Source organism: Formosa sp. Hel1_31_208 (genome assembly GCF_900104785.1).
Taxonomy (GTDB): domain Bacteria; phylum Bacteroidota; class Bacteroidia; order Flavobacteriales; family Flavobacteriaceae; genus Psychroserpens.
Map to the genome: position 1 here is coordinate 287,673 of NZ_LT629733.1, position 23,116 is coordinate 310,788.

The 23,116-nt window shown below is 34.7% G+C and carries 21 protein-coding genes and 1 tRNA gene; 10 read left to right on the top strand and 12 right to left on the bottom strand.

The window, feature by feature from the left end:
- Positions 1-38 precede the first annotated feature (38 nt).
- The 4 genes from BLT57_RS01220 (at position 39) to BLT57_RS01235 (ending at position 6,151) form a co-directional block, all read left to right on the top strand.
- Positions 39-2,447, top strand: coding sequence for an RND family transporter (locus BLT57_RS01220; RefSeq protein WP_091421170.1), 2,409 nt, complete (start codon positions 39-41; stop codon positions 2,445-2,447).
- 30 nt (positions 2,448-2,477) lie between these two features.
- The gene (asnS, locus tag BLT57_RS01225) at positions 2,478-3,908 is read left to right on the top strand and encodes an asparagine--tRNA ligase (protein WP_157717091.1); all 1,431 of its coding nucleotides are present in this window, start codon (positions 2,478-2,480) and stop codon (positions 3,906-3,908) included.
- A 171-nt stretch (positions 3,909-4,079) separates the two neighbouring features.
- Positions 4,080-5,546: an RNA polymerase factor sigma-54 gene (rpoN, locus tag BLT57_RS01230; protein WP_091421174.1), complete on the top strand. Its 1,467-nt coding sequence runs from the start codon at positions 4,080-4,082 to the stop codon at positions 5,544-5,546.
- On the top strand, positions 5,546-6,151 hold the full coding sequence (locus BLT57_RS01235; RefSeq protein WP_091421177.1) for a hypothetical protein: 606 nt from the start codon (positions 5,546-5,548) through the stop codon (positions 6,149-6,151). Before rpoN ends, BLT57_RS01235 begins: the two co-directional genes overlap by 1 nt.
- Before the next feature lie 2 nt (positions 6,152-6,153).
- On the opposite strand, the gene BLT57_RS01240 is transcribed toward BLT57_RS01235, so the two are convergent.
- The 8 genes from BLT57_RS01240 to BLT57_RS01275 all read right to left on the bottom strand — a co-directional run bounded on the left by BLT57_RS01240 (position 6,154) and on the right by BLT57_RS01275 (position 11,887).
- A complete protein-coding gene (locus BLT57_RS01240) occupies positions 6,154-6,867 on the bottom strand; it encodes a porin family protein (RefSeq protein ID WP_091421179.1) in 714 nt (237 codons plus the stop codon).
- 101 nt (positions 6,868-6,968) lie between these two features.
- Entirely contained in the window at positions 6,969-7,442 is a 474-nt protein-coding gene (locus tag BLT57_RS01245) for a biopolymer transporter ExbD (protein ID WP_091421181.1), read from the bottom strand.
- A 19-nt stretch (positions 7,443-7,461) separates the two neighbouring features.
- Entirely contained in the window at positions 7,462-8,067 is a 606-nt protein-coding gene (locus BLT57_RS01250; protein WP_091421184.1) for a biopolymer transporter ExbD, read from the bottom strand.
- 9 nt (positions 8,068-8,076) lie between these two features.
- Positions 8,077-8,520, bottom strand: a complete 444-nt coding sequence (locus tag BLT57_RS01255) for a hypothetical protein (protein ID WP_091421187.1) — start codon at positions 8,518-8,520, stop codon at positions 8,077-8,079.
- A gap of 27 nt (positions 8,521-8,547) precedes the next feature.
- Positions 8,548-9,321 carry a MotA/TolQ/ExbB proton channel family protein gene (locus BLT57_RS01260; RefSeq protein WP_091421191.1) on the bottom strand — a complete coding sequence of 258 codons (774 nt, stop codon included), beginning with the start codon at positions 9,319-9,321 and terminating at the stop codon, positions 8,548-8,550.
- Between the two features lie 617 nt (positions 9,322-9,938).
- Positions 9,939-10,026 (bottom strand) — tRNA-Ser (locus tag BLT57_RS01265).
- A gap of 59 nt (positions 10,027-10,085) precedes the next feature.
- On the bottom strand, positions 10,086-11,120 hold the full coding sequence (locus BLT57_RS01270) for an asparaginase (protein ID WP_091421196.1): 1,035 nt from the start codon (positions 11,118-11,120) through the stop codon (positions 10,086-10,088).
- The gene (locus BLT57_RS01275; protein ID WP_091421199.1) at positions 11,120-11,887 is read right to left on the bottom strand and encodes a TatD family hydrolase; all 768 of its coding nucleotides are present in this window, start codon (positions 11,885-11,887) and stop codon (positions 11,120-11,122) included. The genes BLT57_RS01270 and BLT57_RS01275 overlap by 1 nt, the downstream gene beginning before the upstream one ends.
- 51 nt (positions 11,888-11,938) lie before the next feature.
- Between BLT57_RS01275 and BLT57_RS01280 the strand changes: the two genes are divergently transcribed.
- Together BLT57_RS01280 and BLT57_RS01285 are read left to right on the top strand one after the other, a co-directional pair.
- Entirely contained in the window at positions 11,939-12,376 is a 438-nt protein-coding gene (locus tag BLT57_RS01280) for a retropepsin-like aspartic protease (protein ID WP_091421203.1), read from the top strand.
- Between the two features lie 70 nt (positions 12,377-12,446).
- A complete protein-coding gene (locus BLT57_RS01285; RefSeq protein WP_091421206.1) occupies positions 12,447-13,082 on the top strand; it encodes a response regulator transcription factor in 636 nt (211 codons plus the stop codon).
- Between the two features lie 710 nt (positions 13,083-13,792).
- On the opposite strand, the gene odhB is transcribed toward BLT57_RS01285, so the two are convergent.
- Both odhB and BLT57_RS01295 read right to left on the bottom strand, forming a co-directional pair.
- Entirely contained in the window at positions 13,793-15,010 is a 1,218-nt protein-coding gene (gene odhB, locus BLT57_RS01290; protein WP_091421210.1) for a 2-oxoglutarate dehydrogenase complex dihydrolipoyllysine-residue succinyltransferase, read from the bottom strand.
- A 78-nt stretch (positions 15,011-15,088) separates the two neighbouring features.
- Positions 15,089-17,845 carry a 2-oxoglutarate dehydrogenase E1 component gene (locus BLT57_RS01295; RefSeq protein WP_091421213.1) on the bottom strand — a complete coding sequence of 919 codons (2,757 nt, stop codon included), beginning with the start codon at positions 17,843-17,845 and terminating at the stop codon, positions 15,089-15,091.
- Between the two features lie 154 nt (positions 17,846-17,999).
- On the opposite strand from BLT57_RS01295, the gene BLT57_RS01300 reads away from it, so the two are divergent.
- Positions 18,000-18,494, top strand: coding sequence for an alpha-ketoglutarate decarboxylase (locus BLT57_RS01300; RefSeq protein ID WP_231928738.1), 495 nt, complete (start codon positions 18,000-18,002; stop codon positions 18,492-18,494).
- A 9-nt stretch (positions 18,495-18,503) separates the two neighbouring features.
- Here BLT57_RS01300 and BLT57_RS01305 read toward each other — a convergent pair whose 3' ends face one another.
- Together BLT57_RS01305 and BLT57_RS01310 are read right to left on the bottom strand one after the other, a co-directional pair.
- Complete coding sequence (locus BLT57_RS01305) at positions 18,504-18,860, bottom strand: hypothetical protein (RefSeq protein WP_091421217.1); 357 nt, start codon at positions 18,858-18,860, stop codon at positions 18,504-18,506.
- Positions 18,853-19,827, bottom strand: coding sequence for a polyprenyl synthetase family protein (locus tag BLT57_RS01310; RefSeq protein ID WP_091421220.1), 975 nt, complete (start codon positions 19,825-19,827; stop codon positions 18,853-18,855). Before BLT57_RS01310 ends, BLT57_RS01305 begins: the two co-directional genes overlap by 8 nt.
- 124 nt (positions 19,828-19,951) lie before the next feature.
- Between BLT57_RS01310 and BLT57_RS01315 the strand changes: the two genes are divergently transcribed.
- From BLT57_RS01315 to BLT57_RS01325, 3 genes are read left to right on the top strand one after another with little or no spacing between them, the layout of a single operon-like run.
- Positions 19,952-20,557, top strand: a complete 606-nt coding sequence (locus tag BLT57_RS01315) for a TetR/AcrR family transcriptional regulator (RefSeq protein ID WP_091421222.1) — start codon at positions 19,952-19,954, stop codon at positions 20,555-20,557.
- 3 nt (positions 20,558-20,560) lie between these two features.
- Positions 20,561-21,907: a TolC family protein gene (locus BLT57_RS01320; protein WP_091421224.1), complete on the top strand. Its 1,347-nt coding sequence runs from the start codon at positions 20,561-20,563 to the stop codon at positions 21,905-21,907.
- Between the two features lie 11 nt (positions 21,908-21,918).
- Positions 21,919-23,106, top strand: a complete 1,188-nt coding sequence (locus BLT57_RS01325) for an efflux RND transporter periplasmic adaptor subunit (protein ID WP_091421226.1) — start codon at positions 21,919-21,921, stop codon at positions 23,104-23,106.
- Positions 23,107-23,116: the final 10 nt, after the last annotated feature.

Consider the following 23,116-nt stretch of genomic DNA (forward strand, 5'->3'; position numbering starts at 1 on the left):
TAGGTTTTTTCTAACTTTGCGCTTCTTTTACAAGGTACATGTTTAAATTGTTTACAAAGGACTTCTGGGAAGTTGTTGCTCGATTAATATTGCGTAACAAAATTGGTATACTCATTGCTATTATTTTGGCGACTGTATTCTTTAGTTCCCAATGGAAGCATATGCGTTTCACCTACACAGAAGCCAACTTGTTACCAGATGATCATGAGGTTAATGTTACCTACAATGAATTTCTAAATATTTTCGGAGAAGAAGGCAATCTTATTGTTATTGGTGTAAAAGACTCAACACTATTCACCGTTGAAAAACTTAACGCTTGGAATCAACTTTCGGAAGATTTCAAAACTTATGACGAAGTTGAAACCGTAGTATCTATAAATGATCTTCAGAAATTAATTAAAAACAAAAAAGAAGAGCGTTTTGATTTAGTACCATTTATTGAAGATTCTATTACATCTATCGCACAAATTGATAAACTCCAAGAAGAACTGTTTAAGCAGTACCCATTCTATGATAATTTCTTATTCAATACCGAAACAAGAACCATAAGAACAGCCATCTATCTCAAAAAAGAGATCGTCAACACACCGGTAAGAAAAGATTTCATCATGGAAACCCTTGATGAAAAAATCAAAAATTTTGAATTAGCCAACGATTTGGATGTTCGAGTGTCAGGAATGCCATACATCCGTACTCTGAATTCTCAAAACATTGTTGACGAAATTGGTCTATTTATTGGACTGGCATTGGGTGTCACATCGCTCATTTTCTTTCTGTTCTTCAGGTCGTTCAGAGCCACTATTATTTCACTTATCGTGGTATGTGTAGGGGTGATGTGGACCTTTGGTATATTAGGACTATTAAATTATGAAATCACAGTCTTAACAGCTTTAATTCCACCACTAATTATCGTCATTGGTATTCCAAATTGTATTTTCCTTATCAATAAATACCAGCATGAGGTGAAACTTCATGGTAATAAGGTTAAGTCATTACAACGTGTAATTACTAAAGTTGGTAATGCTACCTTAATGACTAACGTCACCACAGCTTCTGGTTTTGCAACCTTTATTTTAACTGAAAGCAAGCTCCTAAAGGAATTTGGTATTGTCGCCTCACTGAGTATTCTGGCTATTTTTGTACTGTGCTTGTTTGTTATTCCTATCATCTATACATTCTTACCTTATCCTAAAGACCGTCACCTGGAGCATTTGAATAAGCGCTGGATTGGTGGTTTTGTTAATTGGATTGAGCGCATGGTAAAAGAGAAGAAAATTGCCATTTACCTGACCTCACTCATTCTCATTATTGTGAGTATCATTGGAATATATAAAATAGAAATCTCTGGATCGCTCATTGAAGATATGCCAAAAGAAGAAGCATTTTTTAAGGATATCCGTTTCTTTGAAGAAGAGTTTAAAGGGATTATGCCTTTAGAAATAATGGTAGATACCAAGCGTAAAAAAGGGGTTATGAAATTAAGCACTCTAAAAAAAATGGAGGAGCTTGAAAATCTAATAGACGAAACACCAGAATTATCACGTCCGATTTCCGTTGTGAGTTTAGTTAAATACAGTAAACAGGCCTACTACAACGGTAATCCAAAATATTATCAATTACCCACAAGTCAAGAAAATGGTTTCATTTTATCATACGCAAAAAACTCATCTTCAAAAGTAGATTTGCTTCAAAATTTTGTGGATAGTACTGGACAATATGCCCGGATAACTACCTTTATGAAAGATATCGGCACAGATAAAATGGAGCGCATCGAAGAAGACCTTCAAAATAAAATTAATAAAGTCTTCCAGCCTGAAGATCGTTATAATGTGACGATGACTGGAAAAGCTTTAGTATTTCAAAAAGGGACAAAATATCTGGTTAAAAACTTAGCTATTTCTCTATCCTTAGCGATTTTTCTCATTTCCCTATTCATGGCTTATATGTTTAGATCGTTCAGAATGATTATCGTCTCTCTTATCCCCAACCTGCTTCCACTGTTGATTACTGCAGGATTGATGGGCTATTTAGGTGTTCCTATTAAACCTTCTACGATTTTAGTATTTAGTATTGCTTTCGGAATTTCGGTAGATGATACCATTCATTTCTTAGCCAAATACAGACAAGAATTACAGGCTAACCATTGGAAGATTCGTAAATCAGTATATGCCGCATTGCGCGAAACCGGTGTTAGCATGTTCTACACATCCATTGTATTATTCTTTGGCTTTATTGTATTTACAACCTCAAGCTTTGGTGGAACTGTTGCTTTAGGAGCCTTAGTTTCGGCAACCTTATTATTTGCAATGCTCTCAAATCTATTATTGCTTCCTTCGCTGCTGCTATCATTAGAACGCAGCATTGCGAATAAGGAAGTGATGCGAGAACCATCTATTAATATTATTCCAGAGGAAGATGATATTTCCGAAGAAAACATAAATTCATAAACATTTATATTTGCATAAAATTTCAAAATAATGAGCTATACAGTTTCACAATTATTAACACAAGACATTACCTTTCAACCTATTGAAATTAAAGGTTGGGTAAGAACATTTAGAGCCAATCGTTTTATTGCCTTAAATGACGGTTCTACCATACATAATATACAGTGTGTTGTTGATTTTGAAAATACAGACGAAGATCTTTTGAAGCGCATTAACACTGGCGCTGCAATTCATATAAAAGGTGAATTAGTTGAAAGTCAAGGTAAAGGACAAAAGGTAGAAATACAGGTGATGTCAATTGAAATCTTAGGAGATTCTCATCCTGATGAGTACCCTATTCAACCCAAAAAACACTCCCTTGAGTTCTTGAGAGAAAATGCACACTTACGCACCAGAACAAATACATTTAGTGCTGTGATGCGTTTGCGTTCATCATTATCATTTGCCGTTCACAAATATTTTAATGATAATGGATTCTATCATATGCATACACCTATCATCACAGGAAGTGATGCTGAAGGTGCAGGCGAAATGTTTAGAGTAAGTGCCTTAGATGCCAAGAATCCACCTTTAGATGAAAACGGAAATGTGAACTATAAAGAAGATTTCTTCGGAAAAGAAACTAACCTTACCGTTTCTGGTCAGTTAGAAGCCGAAACCTACGCCATGTCCTTAGGAAAAGTATATACTTTCGGACCAACATTTAGAGCCGAAAACTCGAATACTTCTCGTCATTTAGCAGAATTCTGGATGATTGAACCTGAAGTCGCATTTATGGACTTGGCAGGCAATATGGATCTTGCTGAAGACTTTATGAAATCAGTACTTGGTTATGTCTTAGAACATAATCAAGAGGACTTAGAATTCTTAGAAAAACGTTTGCTTGATGAAGAAAAAACAAAACCTCAAGCCGAACGTTCAGAAATGAGTTTAATTGAAAAAATCAAATTTGTTGTAGACAATAATTTCAAGCGTGTGAGCTATACAGAAGCAATTGACATCCTAAAGAAATCTAAGCCAAATAAGAAAAAGAAATTTAACTACATCATTGAAGAATGGGGCGCAGATCTTCAAAGTGAACACGAACGTTTTCTTGTAGAAAAACATTTCAAATGTCCAGTTATCTTATTTGATTATCCAGCAAATATCAAAGCGTTTTATATGCGTTTAAATGAAGATGGAAAAACAGTTCGTGCTATGGATATTTTATTTCCAGGCATTGGAGAAATGGTTGGAGGATCTCAGCGTGAAGAACGTTTAGAGGTGCTTAAAGAAAAAATGAAAGCACTAGATATCGATGAAAAAGAATTATGGTGGTATTTAGATCTTAGAAAATATGGAACTGCAGTGCATTCAGGATTCGGATTAGGGTTTGAACGATTAGTAATGTTCGCCACAGGAATGGGCAATATTAGAGATACGATTCCTTTTCCAAGAACACCACAAAATGCAGAATTTTAAATAAGTAAACAACCTGTTGGTTAAAAACCAGCAGGTTTTTTTAATTTTATAAATAGAATCATTACAAATAGAAAAAATCATCTTTGTTGGAATAATTCTTGTAGATTTATATCAATTATTTTATTATTCACAACAAACATTCATTAGCATAAACGATTAGGCTAATATTATATGGCTTTAAAACAATACTTACAGTTTAAACTATCACAAAAGTTGTCACCGCAACAAATCCAGCTCATGAAGTTGATTCAGTTGCCGACCCAAGCTTTTGAGCAACGTATCAAACAAGAGTTAGAAGAAAATCCAGCTTTAGATACGGGAAAGGAAACTTCTGATGAAGACAAGTATGATGATGAATTTGACAACTCTGCAGATGAGTATGATGATAATGAAACTATCAATACAGACGATATCAATATTGATGAATATCTTAGTGATGATGACGTCCCAGAATACCGTACGCAAGCCAATAATTACAGTGCAGATGATGAAGAAAAGAGTGTGCCTTATGCAGCAGGAACATCATTTACACAACACTTAAGAAATCAGTTAAATACCTTCAGACTTGATGAAGAGGAGTATGAAATAGCTGAGTTCTTGGTAGGCAGCGTGGATGAGAGCGGCTACATACGTCGGTTAATCAGTGACATCTTAGATGACCTGGCTTTTACACAAAACGTCTTTACTACAGAAGAAAAAATTGAGCAAGTGCTTCATGTAGTGCACCAACTTGATCCCGCGGGTGTTGGTGCTCGGAATCTCCAAGAGTGTTTAAGTATTCAATTACACCGAAAAGAAAAAACTCCAGACGTTGAATTAGCTATTGATATCATAGATAAGGCTTTTGATCAGTTCACAAAAAAACATTACCAAAAGCTTCTCCAAAAATTTGATATTACTGAAGTTCAACTCAGAGATGCTATAGAAGAAATAGAGCGCCTCAACCCAAAACCGGGAGGATCGTATGCTGGAAACAACCGTATGGTTGAGCATGTGGTTCCTGATTTTGCAATTAAAATTGTAGATGGTGAATTAGAACTGACTTTGAATGGCAGAAATGCTCCAGAGCTTCATGTATCGCGCGAATATAGCAATATGATGAAAGGCTATAAAGCATCTAAGGACAAAAGTAGGTCTCAAAAAGATGCTGTGATGTTTATCAAACAAAAGTTAGATGCTGCCAAATGGTTTATAGAAGCCATTAAACAGCGTCAACAGACCCTTTTTGTCACCATGAGTGCCATTATGCAGTATCAAAAAGAATACTTCCTTACAGGGGACGAGCGCAAGCTGAAACCAATGATTTTAAAAGATATTGCCGATGAGATTAACATGGATGTGTCTACTGTGTCTCGTGTGGCTAATAGTAAATATGTAGATACACCTTATGGCACAAAATTAATAAAAGAATTCTTTAGTGAATCTATGACCAACGATCAAGGTGAAGAAGTGTCTACGAGAGAAATAAAGAAAATTTTAGAAACAGTTATTGAAGACGAGGATAAGAAAAAACCGCTTACCGACGAAAAACTAGCTACGATTCTTAAAGAAAAAGGCTATCCTATTGCACGTCGTACCGTTGCAAAATATCGTGAGCAGTTAGATATTCCTGTGGCACGATTGCGTAAGAAAATTTAATGAACCGTATCCTGAAAAGCATATCTTATATTTTTCACCCCTTGTTAATGCCATTGCTAGGTGTGGTATTCTATTTTTCCAAAACACCTCGATTTATTCCGGAACCTTTAATGAAGGCAAAATTGTTCTCGGTAACCATTCTTACTGTAATCCTACCAATTCTATTATTTTACCTTTTGAAAACGATCAATAAAGTACAATCTATTCATTTGGAATCTGTTCATGAACGTCGAATTCCATTAATTATAAATTCCTTTATAATCCTTTTAATCTTAATTCGTGTTTTACCGATTGACGAAATTACTGAGCTCTACTTTTTCTTTATAGGTATTTTAATATCTACAATTACGTGTTTTGTTTTAGCTATTGTAAAATTTAAAGCAAGTATACATATGATTGCTTCTGCTGGATTTTTTATGTTTGCCGTTGCTCTTGCCATTCATTTTAAAATCAATATCAATGGAACCATTGCGCTAATGTGTATCATTCTTGGTGCTATTGCAACATCACGGTTACATCTTAAAGCGCATTCACCAATAGAATTACTTGTTGGCTTCTTTGTAGGGCTATTGCCGCAACTTATATTATTAAACTATTGGATGTAAGTTTATAGGATGTAAAAAATTAGTCCTATTTTAAATGCAGTCATATCAACTATTTCTCCTGAGTCTGTTAATTTAGTGTCATTATCAAAAATAGAATTCAATGCATAATAGAGGTGAAAATTCACATTAGAATACCCTGCACTTAAAGTGAGTCCATATTGAATGGCATTAACATTATCAATATTAGATAACTTGATGTCATTTGGAAGTCCTCTAAATTTTGAAGAATTATGAACTACATATCCCAATTTGATCCCTGTATAAATACGCCAGAAGTCATATTCGGTGGCCGTTGATGTTCGCCATCTGAATTCAATGGGTATTTCAATCAAATAGGTTGTGAACTTATTTTTACTAAAGGTAACATCACTATTGATGAGCTCATAATTTAAAGTATTGTTTTCTTCAGATATTAAAATGTTCTGATTATAAGAGTTAGTAGAGAGTCCGAGACCTATTCCAATGGCTATATTGCGACGTTTATTGATGGGCATATCTCTAATGAATCCTATATGAAATCCACTAGAAAACCCACTCTGCGACACATTATTTGGTTTTTTCCCTAAGAGATTATAGGTCACTGAAGCATAAAATTGATCTTCCCTATATTTGGAATCAACAACGGAATCCTTTTTTACACCTAATTTTTCAGTTTCTTGACCAATTATCGAAGGCATACAAAACAAAACCAATATAATAAATAGCAGTTGCTTCATGTTACAAATATAACTCAATAGTCCGTAAAAATATTTTAGTGAATGAAATAAAAAAAGCATCCAGAAATTGGATGCTTTTTTATTAATATAATGTAAAGTGCTTAATTATCCATTGCGCTACCTGTTCCAGTAGTATAATTGATTTTTAAAGCATTTGCTTTTCTTAATTCTTGTTTGATATCTCCTACGATGCCCATATTGGCATCTCTATCTACCTTTAATGACACTGTTAAATAAGGAACTAACTCTTCACGAAGTGCAAGTCGTTCAGCATTAATAAAAGATTGTATTTCAGAGATTTCTGCAAACTTATCATTGAGTTGTAATCTTGCTTCCGTTCCAAATTTCTCATAACCTCTTGCCGGTTTTCCAGCATAGATGTAACTAATTGGGTTTTTCTTATCCAACTTTTCAACTTGGTCTGCAAGTGGTAATTTATTTTCAATTAATAAATTGTCTTCTCTCATTACAGTAACAACCATGAAGAAAAACAACAGCATAAAAACAATATCTGGTAACGATGCTGTATTTACAGCAGGTAATGCATTGTCTTTTTTCTTTTTAAACTTAGACATATTGTTTGAGTGTTTTTATTTATTGTACTTCTGAGAGCTTTTCTGGATACTCGTTACGGATTTGATCAATAAGCGCTTTCAGTTTCACGGTGTTACCGATAAACTTTGGATCTTTATAGTTTTTCTCCATCATGACGAAATCCATTTCTGGAAATCCCCTTTTTGGACCTATATCTAAAGCTCTTCGGTTACGCAAATCGTTATATGCTGCTACTAGCTCATTCTGAACAGAAATATATGCAGAATAAGAAGTTTCTCTCTCATTCTTTAAAGATATAATCGCTTTATCAGGATTATCAGATGATGATGGATTTTTTGCACCGTTACAGTAATTACAAGAACCGTCACCTCCGTTATCTAAAAATTCTATTGCAGCAGCTCTCAAATCTTTGAGTTCCATCAGCTCGTCTTCAACTAATAATTGATCTTTACCATTTAAAAGAACGGTAAAAATATTCTTTTGCTTGATCACAACATCTTCGTCATTTTCCTCAATAGGAGGAAGCTTACGGTTGATCCCTGAATCTTTAGGGATTGTTGTAGTTACAAGGAAAAATATGAGAAGTAAAAATGCAATATCTGCCATAGATCCTGCATTAACTTCTGGTGCTGATCGTTTTGCCATAATTAATATTTATTTACTTAGCATTTTCTTCACTCCAAAGAACAACATTAAACCTGCTGCCATGAAGATTAAGATATAAAATGCTTTGATTCCTGCTTCAATCAGTTGTGATTGACCTTCAGTTAATATTGAACCGTCGTTTAGCGTTCTTTCTACTCCTGTCGAAGCGAACCATGCTACTACACAAACAAGAGCAAATACGCCTAATGACAATAATGCCTTTTTAAGCTTCTCTGGACTGCTAACTAAGTTTATTAAACTAAATACTAATGCAGAAATCGTTGCAATAGCCAGTACGACATAGGCCAAGTTCGCAAAATTACCTAGCACGCCTTGATTTGCTACATCTGCCTCAATTGCCTCGTCTCCAAGTCTCATGATATTCACTAAGAAGAATACAGCAATTAGACCTATTACTAAAGCAACAATTTTGATTATTTTTTGAATATTCATATGATGTCTGATTTAATAATTGGTGTATTATTTCTTATGTCTAACTAATAAATCCATTAGTGAGATTGATGCATCTTCCATATCGTTAACGATGCTATCAATTTTAGAAATAATATAATTGTAAAATATCTGTAAGATAATAGCAACAATTAGACCAAATACTGTTGTTAATAAAGCTACTTTAATACCTCCCGCTACTAATGAAGGGTTCATATCACCTGCAGCCTCAATTTTATCAAAGGCATCAATCATACCAAGTACGGTACCCATGAAACCTAACATTGGAGCAAGAGCTATAAACAATGAAATCCAAGATACATTCTTCTCTAGTTGTCCCATTTGAACACCACCATAAGCTACAACAGCTTTTTCAGCGGCATCAAGGTCATCGTCTGCTCTATCTAATCCTTGATAGAAGATAGAAGCAACAGGTCCCTTTGTATTTCTACAAACTTCCTTAGCAGCTTCAATTCCACCTGAATTAAGTGCATCCTCGACATTTTGAGTTAATTTCTTAGAATTTGTTGTTGCAAGATTTAAATAGATAATTCTTTCAATAGCAATAGCCAATCCCAGAATTAAACACAGCAATACAATTCCCATAAAAAATGGACCACCTTCAATAAAACGCTCTTTGACTTCTTGAGTGAAAGATTTGTCAGCTTCAACAGCTGGTTCTTCTTGAAATGATGTTGCAACTGCTGTTGTTGCAGCTTCTACTGTGTAAGCATTTGTACTTGCATTCACAGTACCGAAAGCCATGATACATGCTATGGCTAAGATAGAAAATAGTCTTTTCATCGTTCTTGTTCTTAATTTTTATTAGTTAAAGTGTTAAAGATATAAAAAAATTGTAATTAAAAAATAAAAATCCCAATTGAGTCCTGTGGTTTAACGTTGTTTAACTCAATTTGAATTTTTACCGTGACGAATTTAATTAAAATGTTTTGGATTTCTTGTTTTGGAACAAAAAAAACTTTCAATATCTATCAATAAAAACAACAATATTTAATGAGTTTTAGAGCAAAGGCATTCATATTTTTGAACTCAATAGCTATGTTTCAGTTCTTTAAGTGATTTTAGAAAATCAAGAGAATAAGAATCTTATACTAACAGTATTTTTTTAAGAGTGTCTTGCATTGATTTACAACTTCGCTAAATTTGTCGTTATTGGCCTCCATAGATCTCAAATAATTATACTGGCCATACATCTTTTCAGCAAACTTTCGTTTGCTTATGAAAACACGCCTATGTATTTGCTGAAGCTAAATTTGTTCATTGGGATTGACGTCGTCTCTCCCAAATGGTTATGCTGGCAATACATCTTTTCAGCAAACTTTCGTTTGCTTATGAAAACACGCCTATGTATTTGCTGAAGCTAGCTTCGACAAATACATAGGCGTGTTTTCATGTATTCGCAGAGAGGAAGGGATTCGAACCCTCGATACCCTTTTGGAGTATACACACTTTCCAGGCGTGCGCCTTCGACCACTCGGCCACCTCTCTAGTTTTGAGTTTGCAAACATACAACTCATATCAATTTTAAAAAACTTTAAACAAACTTTTTAAGACATTTCACCTCGCAACGACGTTTCGAAAATAGTTTTGAATGTTTTTGATGTCACACCTTCTCCAAGCATATACATCATTTTTGTCAAAGCAGCCTCTGTCGTAATATCTTTCCCTGAAATCACACCAATGGATTTTAATTTCGTACTAGTCTCATATTGACCCATTTGAACACTACCTCCTGAACATTGTGTCACATTAACTATTGGAACGCCTCTTTTAATAGTTTCTTGCAACATACTTATAAACCATGCGTCAGTAGTTGTATTACCTGCCCCATATGTTTCAAGAATTACCCCTTTAATATTCGCCATTTGAAAAAGTGGCTCTAATATAGATGCGCAAATTCCAGGAAATAATTTTATGAGAAGAATATTGGTGTTAAATTGTTTATGAACCACTAGTTTTTTTCGAGCATTTGGTTTGTATAAGTTACCATACTCCACTTTTAAATGCACTCCTGACTCTGCCAAATGCGGATAATTCAAGGACTCAAAGGCTTCAAAATGTTCAGCATTTATTTTTGTGGTTCTATTTCCGCGGTATAATTTATATTCAAAATATAAGCCTACTTCTTTAATTACGGGCTTTCCTCCTTTTTGTAAAGATGCCATTTGAATTGAGGTAATCAAATTTTCTTTAGCATCCGTTCTTAGATCACCTATTGGAAGCTGAGAACCTGTGAAAATAATAGGTTTCACCAAATTTTCAATCATAAAGCTCAGTGCTGATGCCGAATAACTCATAGTATCACTTCCGTGCAATACAACGAAACCATCAAAAGTTTCGTAATGTTTCTCGATAATTTCGGCAATGTCAATCCAGTACTTCGGATTCATATTGCTCGAATCTATTGGCTCTTCAAAGGATATTGTCTCAATATTACAATCCAATAGCTGGAGTTCAGGTATGCGTTCTAAAATCGTATTAAAATCAAAAGACCTTAGAGCACCAGTTTCAGGATCTTTAATCATTCCTATAGTCCCTCCAGTATACACTAATAATATGTTAGGTTGCTCAGTAGTTATCATTATATGCCAAATATATCTTTTGAGTTTGCGGTTGTAATTTCGGCAATTTTTTCTTCGGAAACCGAATATATTTCGGCTAATTTTTCCAAGACCTTAATGATATAAGCACTTTCATTACGTTTGCCTCGATAAGGCTTCGGAGCTAAATAAGGGGCATCTGTTTCCAGAACAATATGTTTCAATTCTATTTCCTGAAGAAACTGATCTATCTTTCCATTTTTAAAAGTCGCAACACCACCAATACCCAGTTTCATATTAAATGCTATCGCACGACGCGCTTGTTCTATGGTTCCTGTAAAACAATGAAAGATACCAAAGAGCTTGTCATCTTTAACTGTCTCCAGAACTTCAAAGATTTCTTCAAAGGCTTCACGGCAATGAATAACGATTGGCAAATTATAGTGTTTTGCCAGTTCTATTTGATGCTTAAACGCCTCTTTCTGCATCTCCAATGTCGATGTATCCCAATACAAATCAATACCTATTTCACCCACTGCATAAAAATGTCGCTGTGCGAGCATGTCTTCGACATGTTTCAATTCACTCTGAAAATTTTCCTTTACAGATGTAGGATGTAGTCCCATCATTAAAAACATATGCTCCGGAAAATCAGCCTCTAAACTTAACATGGCATTGGTATATGACGAGTCAATAGCAGGAATAAAAAACCGTGTCACATCTTGAGCGATGGCGCGCTCTATCATTGCTTTTCGATCTTCATCAAAAGCGTCACTATAAAGATGTGTATGTGTATCTGTAATTATCATGTTGCAAAAATAATTGTTTTATAGGACTATATTTGTAGAAAAAATGAGCTTATGGAATCTTTACAGGACTATCTACTAAATAAAGGCTATACAAAAGTGAAACTAAAACTGACTAAGACCAATCACTTTGAAGTCAAAGCATCAATTAATGGCGTTAAAGGACTTTTCATTCTTGACACAGGTGCTTCAAGTTCTTGCGTGGGTTTTGAAGCTGTAAATACTTTTAAACTTACAGCCAAAGATTCTAAAATAAAAGCTGCTGGTGCAGGTGCAACTGATATGCTCACACAATTATCAAAAAAAAACAAATTAAAAATCGGCAAATGGAAACAAGATAAAGTAGCACTTATTTTATTTAATCTTACACATGTAAATACCGCATTAAAGAATCACAATGCACAACCTGTCGATGGAATTATTGGTGCAGACATTCTAAAAAAATCTAGAGCAATTATTGACTACGAAAAGAAATACTTGTATTTAAAATAACGCGCTTAAAGGCGGCACATTCACAAAAACTAATTATCTTTAGACTTGAATCCCTCAGATACATTGCCCTATGCCTATATCTATAATTACCGCAGATGATCACCCCCTAATACTTAAAGGGTTAAATGATTTCTTAATTGAAAAACAATTCAATGTCATTGCGAGTGCTAAAAACGGAAAAGACGCTTTTACACTTATTAAAGCTCATGAACCTGATATTGCTATTTTAGATATTCAAATGCCAATATTAACTGGGCTGCAGGTCGCTGAGAAATGTAATACTGAAAAGTTCAGAACAAGAATCATCATCATTACTTTCGAAAAAAGTGAAACCATTTATAAGAAGGCAAAAAACTTAGGAATCTATGGCTATATTTTGAAAGAATTTGCCATTGCCGAAATCGAAAATTGCATCGCTTCAGTTCTAAAAGGGAAATCATATTTTAGTGCCGAATTGATTGAGTATCTAGAAATTAAAGAAACCCCTAAGGAACTTGCCACTCTTACCGATGCTGAAATGAAAGTTCTTAAGCTCACAGCTCAAAATAAGACAGCAAAAGAAATTGCAATTATTTTATTTATTTCAGATCGTACAGTCGAAAAACATAAGAGTAATATAAGACACAAACTAAAACTGGAATCTAAAGCTAATAGCATTGTGCTCTTTGCGAAAGAACATCAAGAATTCTTGTCAAAATATATATAAATATCTCAAATGCAATCCTTTATTTTAAAAACAGGTAAATATACCTATTGATTATTTCTGCATAAACAGACATCTTTGTAACAGCTATTATATTCTTTTAAGGGAGAATTAATTGAATATGAACTCTGGATTAGTTTTAATCCAGAGTTTTTTGCTCTTATCAAAAAATACGTAGATCTACGTATTGTGCCACCTTAATTTATTCTCTAAGTTTGTAATGCTATTAATCAATTTCCTTTCGTGAAAAAAAGAAATAAAGCTCTAAGTCTTTTGGCTTAGAGCTTTTTTTTATCTAAAATTATCAAAAGAATAAAAATTTAACATTTAAAATCAAAATATACGTAGAACTACGTATTGTTTGATGTTACTTAAATAACGAATTTTACATCAGAGTTATTAAGATTAGAGGGATTTACTTGCGGTAACTCTATTAATTAATTAGGGTAAATAAGGCTCTGGGCTCTATAACCCGGAGCTTTATTAAAAAAACATATAATTTAAAAGATATCAAATGGAAACGATGAAAAACCAACAAAGCCTAACCAACCGAATATTTATCGCTGGCTTAATATGTAGTGCCGTTATCATTATATCGATAAATATTCTTGTCAATTTTTTTTAGTTATTAGTTAGTTATTTTTATTAGGGAAAAAAGCGCAATCCAAATGTTGAATTGCGCTTTTTTGTATTTTACAATATATGCTTTATAACTACATTTCCAAAGCTCTCTTTACATCATTATCCATTAACAATTCGGTTGGGTTTTCAAGAGCTTCTTTGATGGCTACTAAGAACCCAACAGATTCTTTCCCATCAATAATTCTATGATCATATGATAAGGCGACGTACATAATTGGTCTAATCTCTACTTTACCATTTATAGCGACTGGACGTTCTACAATATTATGCATGCCTAAGATTCCGCTTTGCGGTGGATTAATTATGGGAGTTGATAACATACTTCCAAAAACACCACCATTAGAAATGGTAAAGGTTCCTCCTGTCATTTCATCCACGGTTATTTGTCCATCACGAGCACGAATAGCTAAGCGTTTCACTTCTGTCTCCACACCTCTAAAGCTTAAATTTTCAGCATTTCTAATAACGGGCACCATTAATCCTTTTGGTCCTGAAACAGCGATACTTATATCGCAGAAATCATATGACAACATTTCTTTACCATCAATCATTGAATTCACCGCTGGATATAATTTCAAAGCGCGAACTACAGCTAAGGTGAAAAAACTCATAAATCCAAGACTTACGCCATGCTTTGTCTTAAAGTCTTCCTTATATGCTTTGCGTAATTCGAAAATTGGCGACATGTCAACCTCATTAAAGGTGGTTAACATCGCTGTTGTATTCTTTGCCTCAACCAAACGTTCTGCAACTTTGCGACGTAACATTGACATCTTACTACGAGATGTGCTGCGACTTCCGCCTGCCGGAGTTCCCATTGATGGTACGGCATTGATGGCATCATCCTTTGTAATACGTCCATCTTTTCCAGTTCCAATAACCGAAGTTGCGTCAATACCTTTTTCAGCTAGTACTTTTTTAGCTGCCGGACTAGCAGTTCCTGTTACATAAGTTTTTGCTTCAACTTCAGCGGGTTTTGAAGTCACCTGTTTAGGGGCATCATCCTTCTTCTCCTCTTTCGCTGGCGCAGCATCTCCTCCTTCCGGTTTTGCAGCACTCGTGTCAATTAAACACACAACAGCACCTACATCTACAGCATCTCCTTCTTCTGCTTTAAGTGTAATAGTTCCACTGGCCTCTGCTGGTAATTCTAACGTTGCTTTGTCGCTATCTACCTCAGCAATTGCTTGGTCTTTTTCAACATAATCTCCGTCTTGTACTAACCATTCTGCAATTTCAACTTCTGTGATTGATTCTCCTGGTGAAGGCACTTTCATTTCTAAAATCATCGTTCTGTAATTTTATTTTAGGCGTTTGTTTTGGTTATCTTTTTATTTTAACATCCTTTTTTTATGGATGTTCTTATTCTAGCGTTGGTTATTTTGGGTTTTATCAAATACGTAATCAATAACTTCTTGATGGCGTTTTTTAGAACGCACACTACTACCAGCTGCCGGAGCGCCATAAGGTCTTCGAGTTGCTGCTCTAAATGATTTTGCCTCATCAAAATGCATTAACATATGACCATAAGCTCCCATGTTTCTTGGTTCTTCTTGAGCCCAAACGATATCATCAGCATTCTTATATTTCGCCATGATATCTCTCATTTGTCGCTCTGGTAATGGGAATAATTGTTCTATTCTTACCAATGCCACATCATCTCTTTTTAATTCGGTTCTTTGCTCTAGCAAATCATAGTAAAACTTTCCAGTAACAAATGCCAATGTTTTTACCTTATTGGCACTGACTAAAGCATCATCAATGACCATTTGAAAACTCCCATTAGCAAACTCATCTACTGTAGACAAGACCAATGGATGACGCAATAAACTCTTTGGAGTAAACACAATTAAAGGTTTTCTAAATTTAGTCTTCATCTGTTTACGCAACAAATGATAGAAGTTTGCTGGTGTTGTACAATCCATAACAAACATATTATCTTTGGCACATAGTTGCAAGTAACGTTCCATTCGGCCAGAAGAATGCTCTGCTCCTTGTCCCTCATATCCATGAGGCAACAGCATAACCAATCCGTTTTGAAGTTTCCATTTGTCTTCGGCGGCAGAAATATATTGATCTAACATGATTTGAGCACCATTGCTAAAATCACCAAATTGTGCTTCCCAAATGGTTAGTGTATTTGGACTTGCCATCGCATAGCCATAATCAAAACCAACAACTCCATATTCTGACAGCAATGAATTATATATGTAGAACTTACCTTGGTTGTCACTAATTTGATTAAGTAATAATATTTCCTCTTCACTATCTTCAACTTTGACAACAGCATGACGATGTGAGAATGTTCCACGCTCGACATCCTGACCAGAAATACGAACATCGTATCCTTCTTCTAATAAAGTTCCATAAGCTAAATGCTCAGCCATTGCCCAATCAAGTTTATCCTCATCAAACATTGTTTGACGTGATTGAACTAAACGTTGAATTTTGCGAATGAAATTTTGATCTTCAGGTAATGTTGAAATCACCTTAGTAATCTTCTCTAAATGTGCTTTTGGATAAGTGGTGTCGACAGTTTGGAGCATTTTATCTTCAATCACTGTTTGAAAATCTGCCCATTTATCCTCCATGAAAGGAGTAATTACTGTTTTATCTTCTTTTCGAGAATCTTCGAGTTTTTCCTCGAGCTTATCTTTATAATCTTTTTCTAATTGAACGACATAGTCTTTATCGATAACGCCTTCTGCTATGAGCTTTTCAGCATAGATATCTCTTGGGTTTTTATGCTTTGAGATTGCCTTATATAATTTTGGTTGTGTAAAACGAGGTTCATCGCCTTCATTATGACCATATTTTCTATAGCCTAATAAGTCAATAAAAACATCACGTCTAAATTTCATTCTAAAGTGAAGTGCAAATAACATCGCGTGCACTACGGCTTCTGCATCATCAGCATTAACGTGCATGACAGGGGATAAAGTCACTTTACCAACATCAGTACAATAGGTGCTCGATCGTCCATCTAGATAATTAGTAGTAAATCCAATCTGGTTATTGACTACAATATGAATAGTTCCATTGGTTCTATAACCATCTAGCTTTGCCATTTGGACTAATTCATATACTAAGCCTTGTCCAGATATTGCAGCATCACCATGAACAATAATTGGTAAAACCTGAGAAGGATTATCGCTATATTTTTCATCTTGTTTTGCTCTTGCTATACCTTCAACAACGGCTCCAACAGTTTCTAAATGTGAGGGGTTTGGAGCAATATTAAGGTTAATTTTTTTTCCACCATCGGTAACACGATTACTGGTCCACCCTAAATGGTATTTCACATCACCATCAAAGATTTCTTGCTCATAATCTTTTCCATCAAATTCGCTAAAGATATCTTTTGCTGATTTTCCAAAGATATTAGTTAATGTACTCAAGCGTCCACGGTGCGCCATCCCCATAACGAATTCTTTTACACCATGATCAGCAGCATTTTCAATCAATGAATCTAACGCAGGAATAAGTGACTCGTTACCTTCTAATGAGAAACGTTTTTGACCTACATACTTCGTATGAAGGAAGCTTTCAAAAGAAACTGCTTCATTTAATTTTTTTAGTATATACTTTTTCTGTTCAGAAGAAAATTGTGGTTGATTGTCGTTTATGTTTAACTTGTTCTGAATCCATTCAATCTCTTCAGGCTTCCTAATATACATGTATTCTACACCAATTGATTCACAGTAAATACGTTCTAAATGATCAATGATATTACGTAATGTAGTTTTTCCAATGCCTATAATTTCTCCCGCTGAAAATACCGTATCTAAATCACTTTCCGACAACCCAAATGTTTCAACATCTAATGTTGGCGCATACTTTCTACGGTCACGAACTGGATTAGTTTTGGTAAATAAGTGCCCACGATTTCTGTATCCATCTATCAATTTTACAACCTGAAATTCTTTTTGAACGTGTTCTGGAATTTGAGTAGAAACACCTTCAATAATTTCAGTTTCCATTCCATAGCTTTCACTACCAAAATCGTACCCTTGAAAAAAGGCTCTCCAACTTGGCTCTACAGAATCAGGATTTTTTAGGTATTGGTCGTATAAATCAGCAAAGTATGCTGTGTGTGCTGCGTTTAAAAAGGAATATTTATCCATTATTGGGTGTCAGTCGTTTTCGCTTCAACAAAATTTAGACAAAAATACAACATTTAGGAAAATTAGGAGTCCTTTTGTTATATTTATGAATGTTATTTAACTCAAATTTTAGATTATGAAAATTTACCCCCTTATTAATTGTAAAATCTTAAAAATGACCTTGCTTTTTCTAAGTTTTTCATTCGCCATATCCGCTCAAGAAGAGGAAGATAGATCTACGTTTTGGTCAAAGGTACAATTTGGTGGTGGCGTGGGTTTAAGTTTTGGTGATGGGTTTTTTAGCGGAACATTAGCCCCAAACGCTATTTATCAATTCAATCCTGATTTTGGTATGGGTCTAGGCCTGAATGGCACATATAACAAACAACGTGACTTTTTCAAATCTACAATAATCGGCGCAAGTGTCATTGGTATTTACAACCCTATCGACGAGCTTCAATTCTCAGGTGAATTTGAGCAATTAAATGTCAATCAAACATTTGACAGTAATGCGTTTGCAAACGACAATTACTGGGTTCCTGCCCTTTTCGTTGGACTTGGTTATAGAACTAATAATGTCGTTTTTGGGATGCGTTATGATGTGCTCTATGATGTTCGAAAAAGTGTTTACGCTGATCCGTGGTCGCCTTTTGTGAGAGTATTTTTCTAAAATTATAGATTAATTCTTATAATGGTTTTTAAACCACACTTTTTGCCACTCACGTTGTAAAATTAAAAAGGTGACATCCTCTGAAAGTTTCAGCATATCACTACCATCTAACTGTTTTACTTTCAATTCAGAAACGTCGATGATATATAGTAAATTAAGATAATCAGTAAACTTTTGTTGTATGAGATTAAAGATAATTTCATGTAACAAGTATTTAAGGCTGGACGGCAAAATATCCTCTTGGAAGTCAAGATCAATATTCGCTAATAGAAAGTCCTTATTAATTTGCTGTATTAGTTTGTCATAGAGTTGAAGACTTTCAGCTTCATCAATAAGAGCATTAAAAGATGCTGGTAGCTTAGACATTTCGGTTCATTAATTCTTCTCCAAAACTTCTAAGAGCCACTTTATTTTCATTGGAAATTTTGATGGTCTCTAAAACAGAAAATGCCTTGTCAGTATAATATTTGACTTCTTTAGTTGTTGCTTTAACAGAACCACAGGATTCAAACAAGTGTTTTACTGTTTCTATTTTTTCAGAAGGATCAGAAGGGTTGATGCTATATAAATGCTCCAATTGCAACTTGTGTTCTTTTTGCGAAAATTCCAATGCCTTGAGATATAAGAACGTTTTCTTGTTCTCAATGATATCGCCCCCCACTTGCTTCCCGAAGGTTTTAGGGTCTCCAAATGCATCGAGATAATCATCTTGCAATTGAAAGGCGATACCTAGGTTTTTTCCGAAATTATAAATTGCATTTTGACATTCTTCTGAGGCTCCTGCTACAATAGCACCCATTTTCATAGCTGCCCCAACTAGAACGGCTGTTTTATATTCTATCATTGTCAAATATTCAGCAATCGTCACATCATCTCTGGTTTCAAAATCGACGTCATACTGCTGTCCCTCGCAAACTTCTAAGGCTGTTTTACTAAATAATTTAGCCAATCCTTGAAAGACAGATGAGTCATAATTTTCAAACAACTGGTACGCCATAATAAGCATGGCGTCTCCAGATAAAATTCCAGTATTTATATCCCATTTTTCATGAACTGTATCCTGACCACGTCTTAATGGTGCATCGTCCATAATGTCATCATGAACTAAGGAAAAATTATGAAAGACCTCAACACTTAAAGCTGCATTTAAGGCTTTGTGATAATCACAGCCAAATATTTCAGCCGTCATTAGAGTCAATATTGGACGTAAACGTTTTCCGCCAAGTTGTAATATATAATTAATGGGGTCATAAAGGTTAACTGGTTCTTTATGTTGCACGGCAGATTCTAAGTGCTTTAAAAATGCCTCATGATAGGATTGGATATTCTGCATGGCACAAAAATAATGCAAATGAGCAAATCTACAATCACACTTTAACTATATGTTAAAAAATCATTAAAACTTTGGAAACTTTAATTGTTTTTAAAGTTTCCGTGTTTATCTTTGCGGTCCAATTATGAGAGACAGAATTATACACAAATCGTCAGAATTATTTCTTACACTCGGCTTTAAGAGTGTAACCATGGATGATATAGCTAGTACAATGGGTATTTCAAAAAAAACCATCTATGTTCATTTTTCTAATAAAACCAAACTGGTAGAGGCGGTGACTTTTACACTTTTTGAAAATATTTGCGATGGTATTGACTGCATTTGCGAGACTGCACCTAATCCAATTTCCCAGTTATACGATATTAAGATGTTCGTTATGCAACATTTAAAGAACGAGCAAGCGTCGCCACTTTTTCAACTTAAAAAGTATTACCCTTCTATTCATGATGCCTTGAAATCAAAACAATTTGAAAAAATGCATGAATCGGTTTCAGAAAGTTTAGCAAAAGGAATTGAGACCAGCGTTTTTAGACCAAATATTGATGTTGAATTTATTGCACGTCTTTATTTTAATGGTATGACTGGAATTAAAGATGAGATTATTTTTCCACGTGAAAAATTCAACATGCACTATTTGATGGAAAGTTTTTTAGAATACCATTTAAGGGCAATTGTTACAGACAAAGGAATGACAATATTGAATAATTTTATTAACAAGAATCAATCTTAAACCATGAGACAATCACTCATATTAATATGTAGTCTAATTACCATATCATTTGCTTTTTCTCAAGAAAACTCGACTCGCTTTTCGCTCCAAGAGGCCATAGTTTATGCTTTAGAGAATAATAGACAGGCTAAAAATGCAGTTCGTGATATTGATGCAGCAAAGCAACAAAAATGGGAAACTACAGCTACAGGTTTACCTCAACTTAATGCCAATATCAATTATCAAAACTTTTTGAAGCAGCAAGTATCGGTGATTCCTGCAGAGTTCTTTGGTGGAAATCCAGGAGAATTTGCTGAAGTCATATTTGGAACTAAACAAAGTACTGCTGCCACTGCAACCTTAAATCAGATGCTATTTGATGGATCGTATTTGGTTGGATTACAATCTGCAAAAGTGTTTCTAGAAATATCTGAAAACGCGAAAGTCAAAACCGATTTAGAGGTTAGAAAAGCAGTCATAAATGCTTATGGAAATGTTTTACTAGCGGAGGAAAGTATAGAAATACTTGTTAAAAACATTGAGGTTTTAAGTAAAAATCTATACGAAGTAACCAAGATTTATGAAAATGGTCTTGAAGAACAAGAAAGTGTAGAGCAACTACAAATTACACTATCTAATGTTCAAAGTAGTCTCAACAACACCAAACGTCTCAAAAATATCGCCTATCAAATGCTAAATATCACACTAGGCATTGATTATAATACTGACATTATTCTCACTGATGACTTGGAGTCGCTCACTTTAAAGAATATAAGTTTAGATATCCTCAGTACAAACAACGACGCCACCTCTACAATAGATTATAAAATTGCTCAAAACGACACCAAAGCTAAAGCCCTAATGCTGAAACTCGAAAGAAGCAGAGCATTACCAACATTAAATGCATTTATCAATGGCAGCTATACCGCTTTTGACAATGACTTTGTTTTTTTTGATTCTGATACCAAATGGTTTGGCGCGTCTTTATTTGGATTAAACTTAGATATTCCAATTTTTAGTTCAGGAAAGCGCAATGCTTCAACACAACGTGCTCGAATTAATCTAGAGAAAGCAAAAGACGACCTTACCGAAACCGAACAACGTTTAAACCTTCAAATTGAAGCTGCTAAAAGTGATTTTAAATTTGCTATTGAAGACTATGATAATAAAAAACAGAATTTAAATCTAGCCGAGCGCATAGAGCAAAAAAATCAAACTAAATTTTTTGAAGGTGTAGGCTCAAGTTTTGAGTTGCGCCAAGCACAAACCCAATTATATTCAGCACAACAAGAATTACTACAAGCTATGCTTGATGTTATTAACTCAAAAGCTGAACTTGAAACCGTATTAAATACTCCCAACAATAATTAAAAAATTGCCAAATGAAACCTATATTCACATTAATCTTTACCGCTCTAATTGTAGTTTCCTGCGGAAATAACAACACCAAAAGTATCGAAGACATTATAGCTTCCAATGATTTGAAGCAAATTCGTACTAAAAAAACAGAACTTGATGCTCAAAGACAAGAATTAGAAACTCAGTTAAAACAACTTAGTCTCAAAATCAAAGAATTAGATCCTCAGGCTAAAATTCCTTTAATTACAACATTTCCTGCCGAAGAAACGGTTTTTACTCATTTCGTAGAATTACAAGGAAACGTTAACACCAAAAAAAATCTAGTCATCTATCCAGAATATTCTGGGGTTATGACTAACGTCTTTGTCAAAGAAGGTCAAAACGTTACTAAAGGGCAAACACTTGCCAAAATTGATGACGGCGGATTAAGTCAACAATTATCTCAATTACAAATACAAGCAGAGTTAGCAAAAACTACTTTCGAACGTCAAAAACGTTTATGGGAACAAAATATTGGTAGCGAAATACAATATCTACAGGCCAAATCTAATTACGAAGCACAGCAAAAAGCCGTTAGTCAGATAAGGCAACAAGTCGCCAAAACGGTCGTTACTGCGCCTTTTTCTGGAACTATTGACGATATTATTACTGAACAGGGTAGCGTTGTAGCTCCTGGTCAATCTCAATTATTTCGAATTGTAAACCTGGATGACATGTACATTGAAACGAATGTTCCTGAAAGTTACATCATGAATGTTATAGAGGGAAAAGTCGTTGAAGTGGATTTTCCGGTTTTAGGATTAACTATGGATGCTGTAGTTCGTCAAGCTGGAAGCTTTATAAATCCAGCTAACAGAACTTTCAAAGTTGAAGTGGCTATTGCCAATGCAAACAAAAACATTAAACCAAATCTTACCGCTAAATTAAAAATCAATGATTACACCAATAACAAAGCCATCTTAATACCGTTGAGCATCATTTCAGAAAACTCACAAGGTGAACAATATGTGTATACCATTATTGGGAAATCAGGCGATACGGCAACAGCGAAACGTTCTATAATTACTACAGGTAAAACTCAAGGGGACTACATTGAGGTGTTGACGGGATTATCTAGCAATGATGAAATCATTAAAGAAGGTGCTCGTAGTGTGAAAGACGGACAAGAAGTTAAAATCATTAAAACAGAAACTAACGCATCTACCCTATAACCGTATCCAT

Coding starts and splice junctions, on each gene's coding strand:
- BLT57_RS01220 (WP_091421170.1), top strand. CDS start 39: ATGTTTAAATTGTTTACAAAGGACTTCTGGGAAGTTGTTGCTCGATTA.
- asnS (WP_157717091.1), top strand. CDS start 2,478: ATGAGCTATACAGTTTCACAATTATTAACACAAGACATTACCTTTCAA.
- rpoN (WP_091421174.1), top strand. CDS start 4,080: ATGGCTTTAAAACAATACTTACAGTTTAAACTATCACAAAAGTTGTCA.
- BLT57_RS01235 (WP_091421177.1), top strand. CDS start 5,546: ATGAACCGTATCCTGAAAAGCATATCTTATATTTTTCACCCCTTGTTA.
- BLT57_RS01240 (WP_091421179.1), bottom strand. CDS start 6,867: ATGAAGCAACTGCTATTTATTATATTGGTTTTGTTTTGTATGCCTTCG.
- BLT57_RS01245 (WP_091421181.1), bottom strand. CDS start 7,442: ATGTCTAAGTTTAAAAAGAAAAAAGACAATGCATTACCTGCTGTAAAT.
- BLT57_RS01250 (WP_091421184.1), bottom strand. CDS start 8,067: ATGGCAAAACGATCAGCACCAGAAGTTAATGCAGGATCTATGGCAGAT.
- BLT57_RS01255 (WP_091421187.1), bottom strand. CDS start 8,520: ATGAATATTCAAAAAATAATCAAAATTGTTGCTTTAGTAATAGGTCTA.
- BLT57_RS01260 (WP_091421191.1), bottom strand. CDS start 9,321: ATGAAAAGACTATTTTCTATCTTAGCCATAGCATGTATCATGGCTTTC.
- BLT57_RS01270 (WP_091421196.1), bottom strand. CDS start 11,120: ATGATAACTACTGAGCAACCTAACATATTATTAGTGTATACTGGAGGG.
- BLT57_RS01275 (WP_091421199.1), bottom strand. CDS start 11,887: ATGATAATTACAGATACACATACACATCTTTATAGTGACGCTTTTGAT.
- BLT57_RS01280 (WP_091421203.1), top strand. CDS start 11,939: ATGGAATCTTTACAGGACTATCTACTAAATAAAGGCTATACAAAAGTG.
- BLT57_RS01285 (WP_091421206.1), top strand. CDS start 12,447: ATGCCTATATCTATAATTACCGCAGATGATCACCCCCTAATACTTAAA.
- odhB (WP_091421210.1), bottom strand. CDS start 15,010: ATGATTTTAGAAATGAAAGTGCCTTCACCAGGAGAATCAATCACAGAA.
- BLT57_RS01295 (WP_091421213.1), bottom strand. CDS start 17,845: ATGGATAAATATTCCTTTTTAAACGCAGCACACACAGCATACTTTGCT.
- BLT57_RS01300 (WP_231928738.1), top strand. CDS start 18,000: ATGACCTTGCTTTTTCTAAGTTTTTCATTCGCCATATCCGCTCAAGAA.
- BLT57_RS01305 (WP_091421217.1), bottom strand. CDS start 18,860: ATGTCTAAGCTACCAGCATCTTTTAATGCTCTTATTGATGAAGCTGAA.
- BLT57_RS01310 (WP_091421220.1), bottom strand. CDS start 19,827: ATGCAGAATATCCAATCCTATCATGAGGCATTTTTAAAGCACTTAGAA.
- BLT57_RS01315 (WP_091421222.1), top strand. CDS start 19,952: ATGAGAGACAGAATTATACACAAATCGTCAGAATTATTTCTTACACTC.
- BLT57_RS01320 (WP_091421224.1), top strand. CDS start 20,561: ATGAGACAATCACTCATATTAATATGTAGTCTAATTACCATATCATTT.
- BLT57_RS01325 (WP_091421226.1), top strand. CDS start 21,919: ATGAAACCTATATTCACATTAATCTTTACCGCTCTAATTGTAGTTTCC.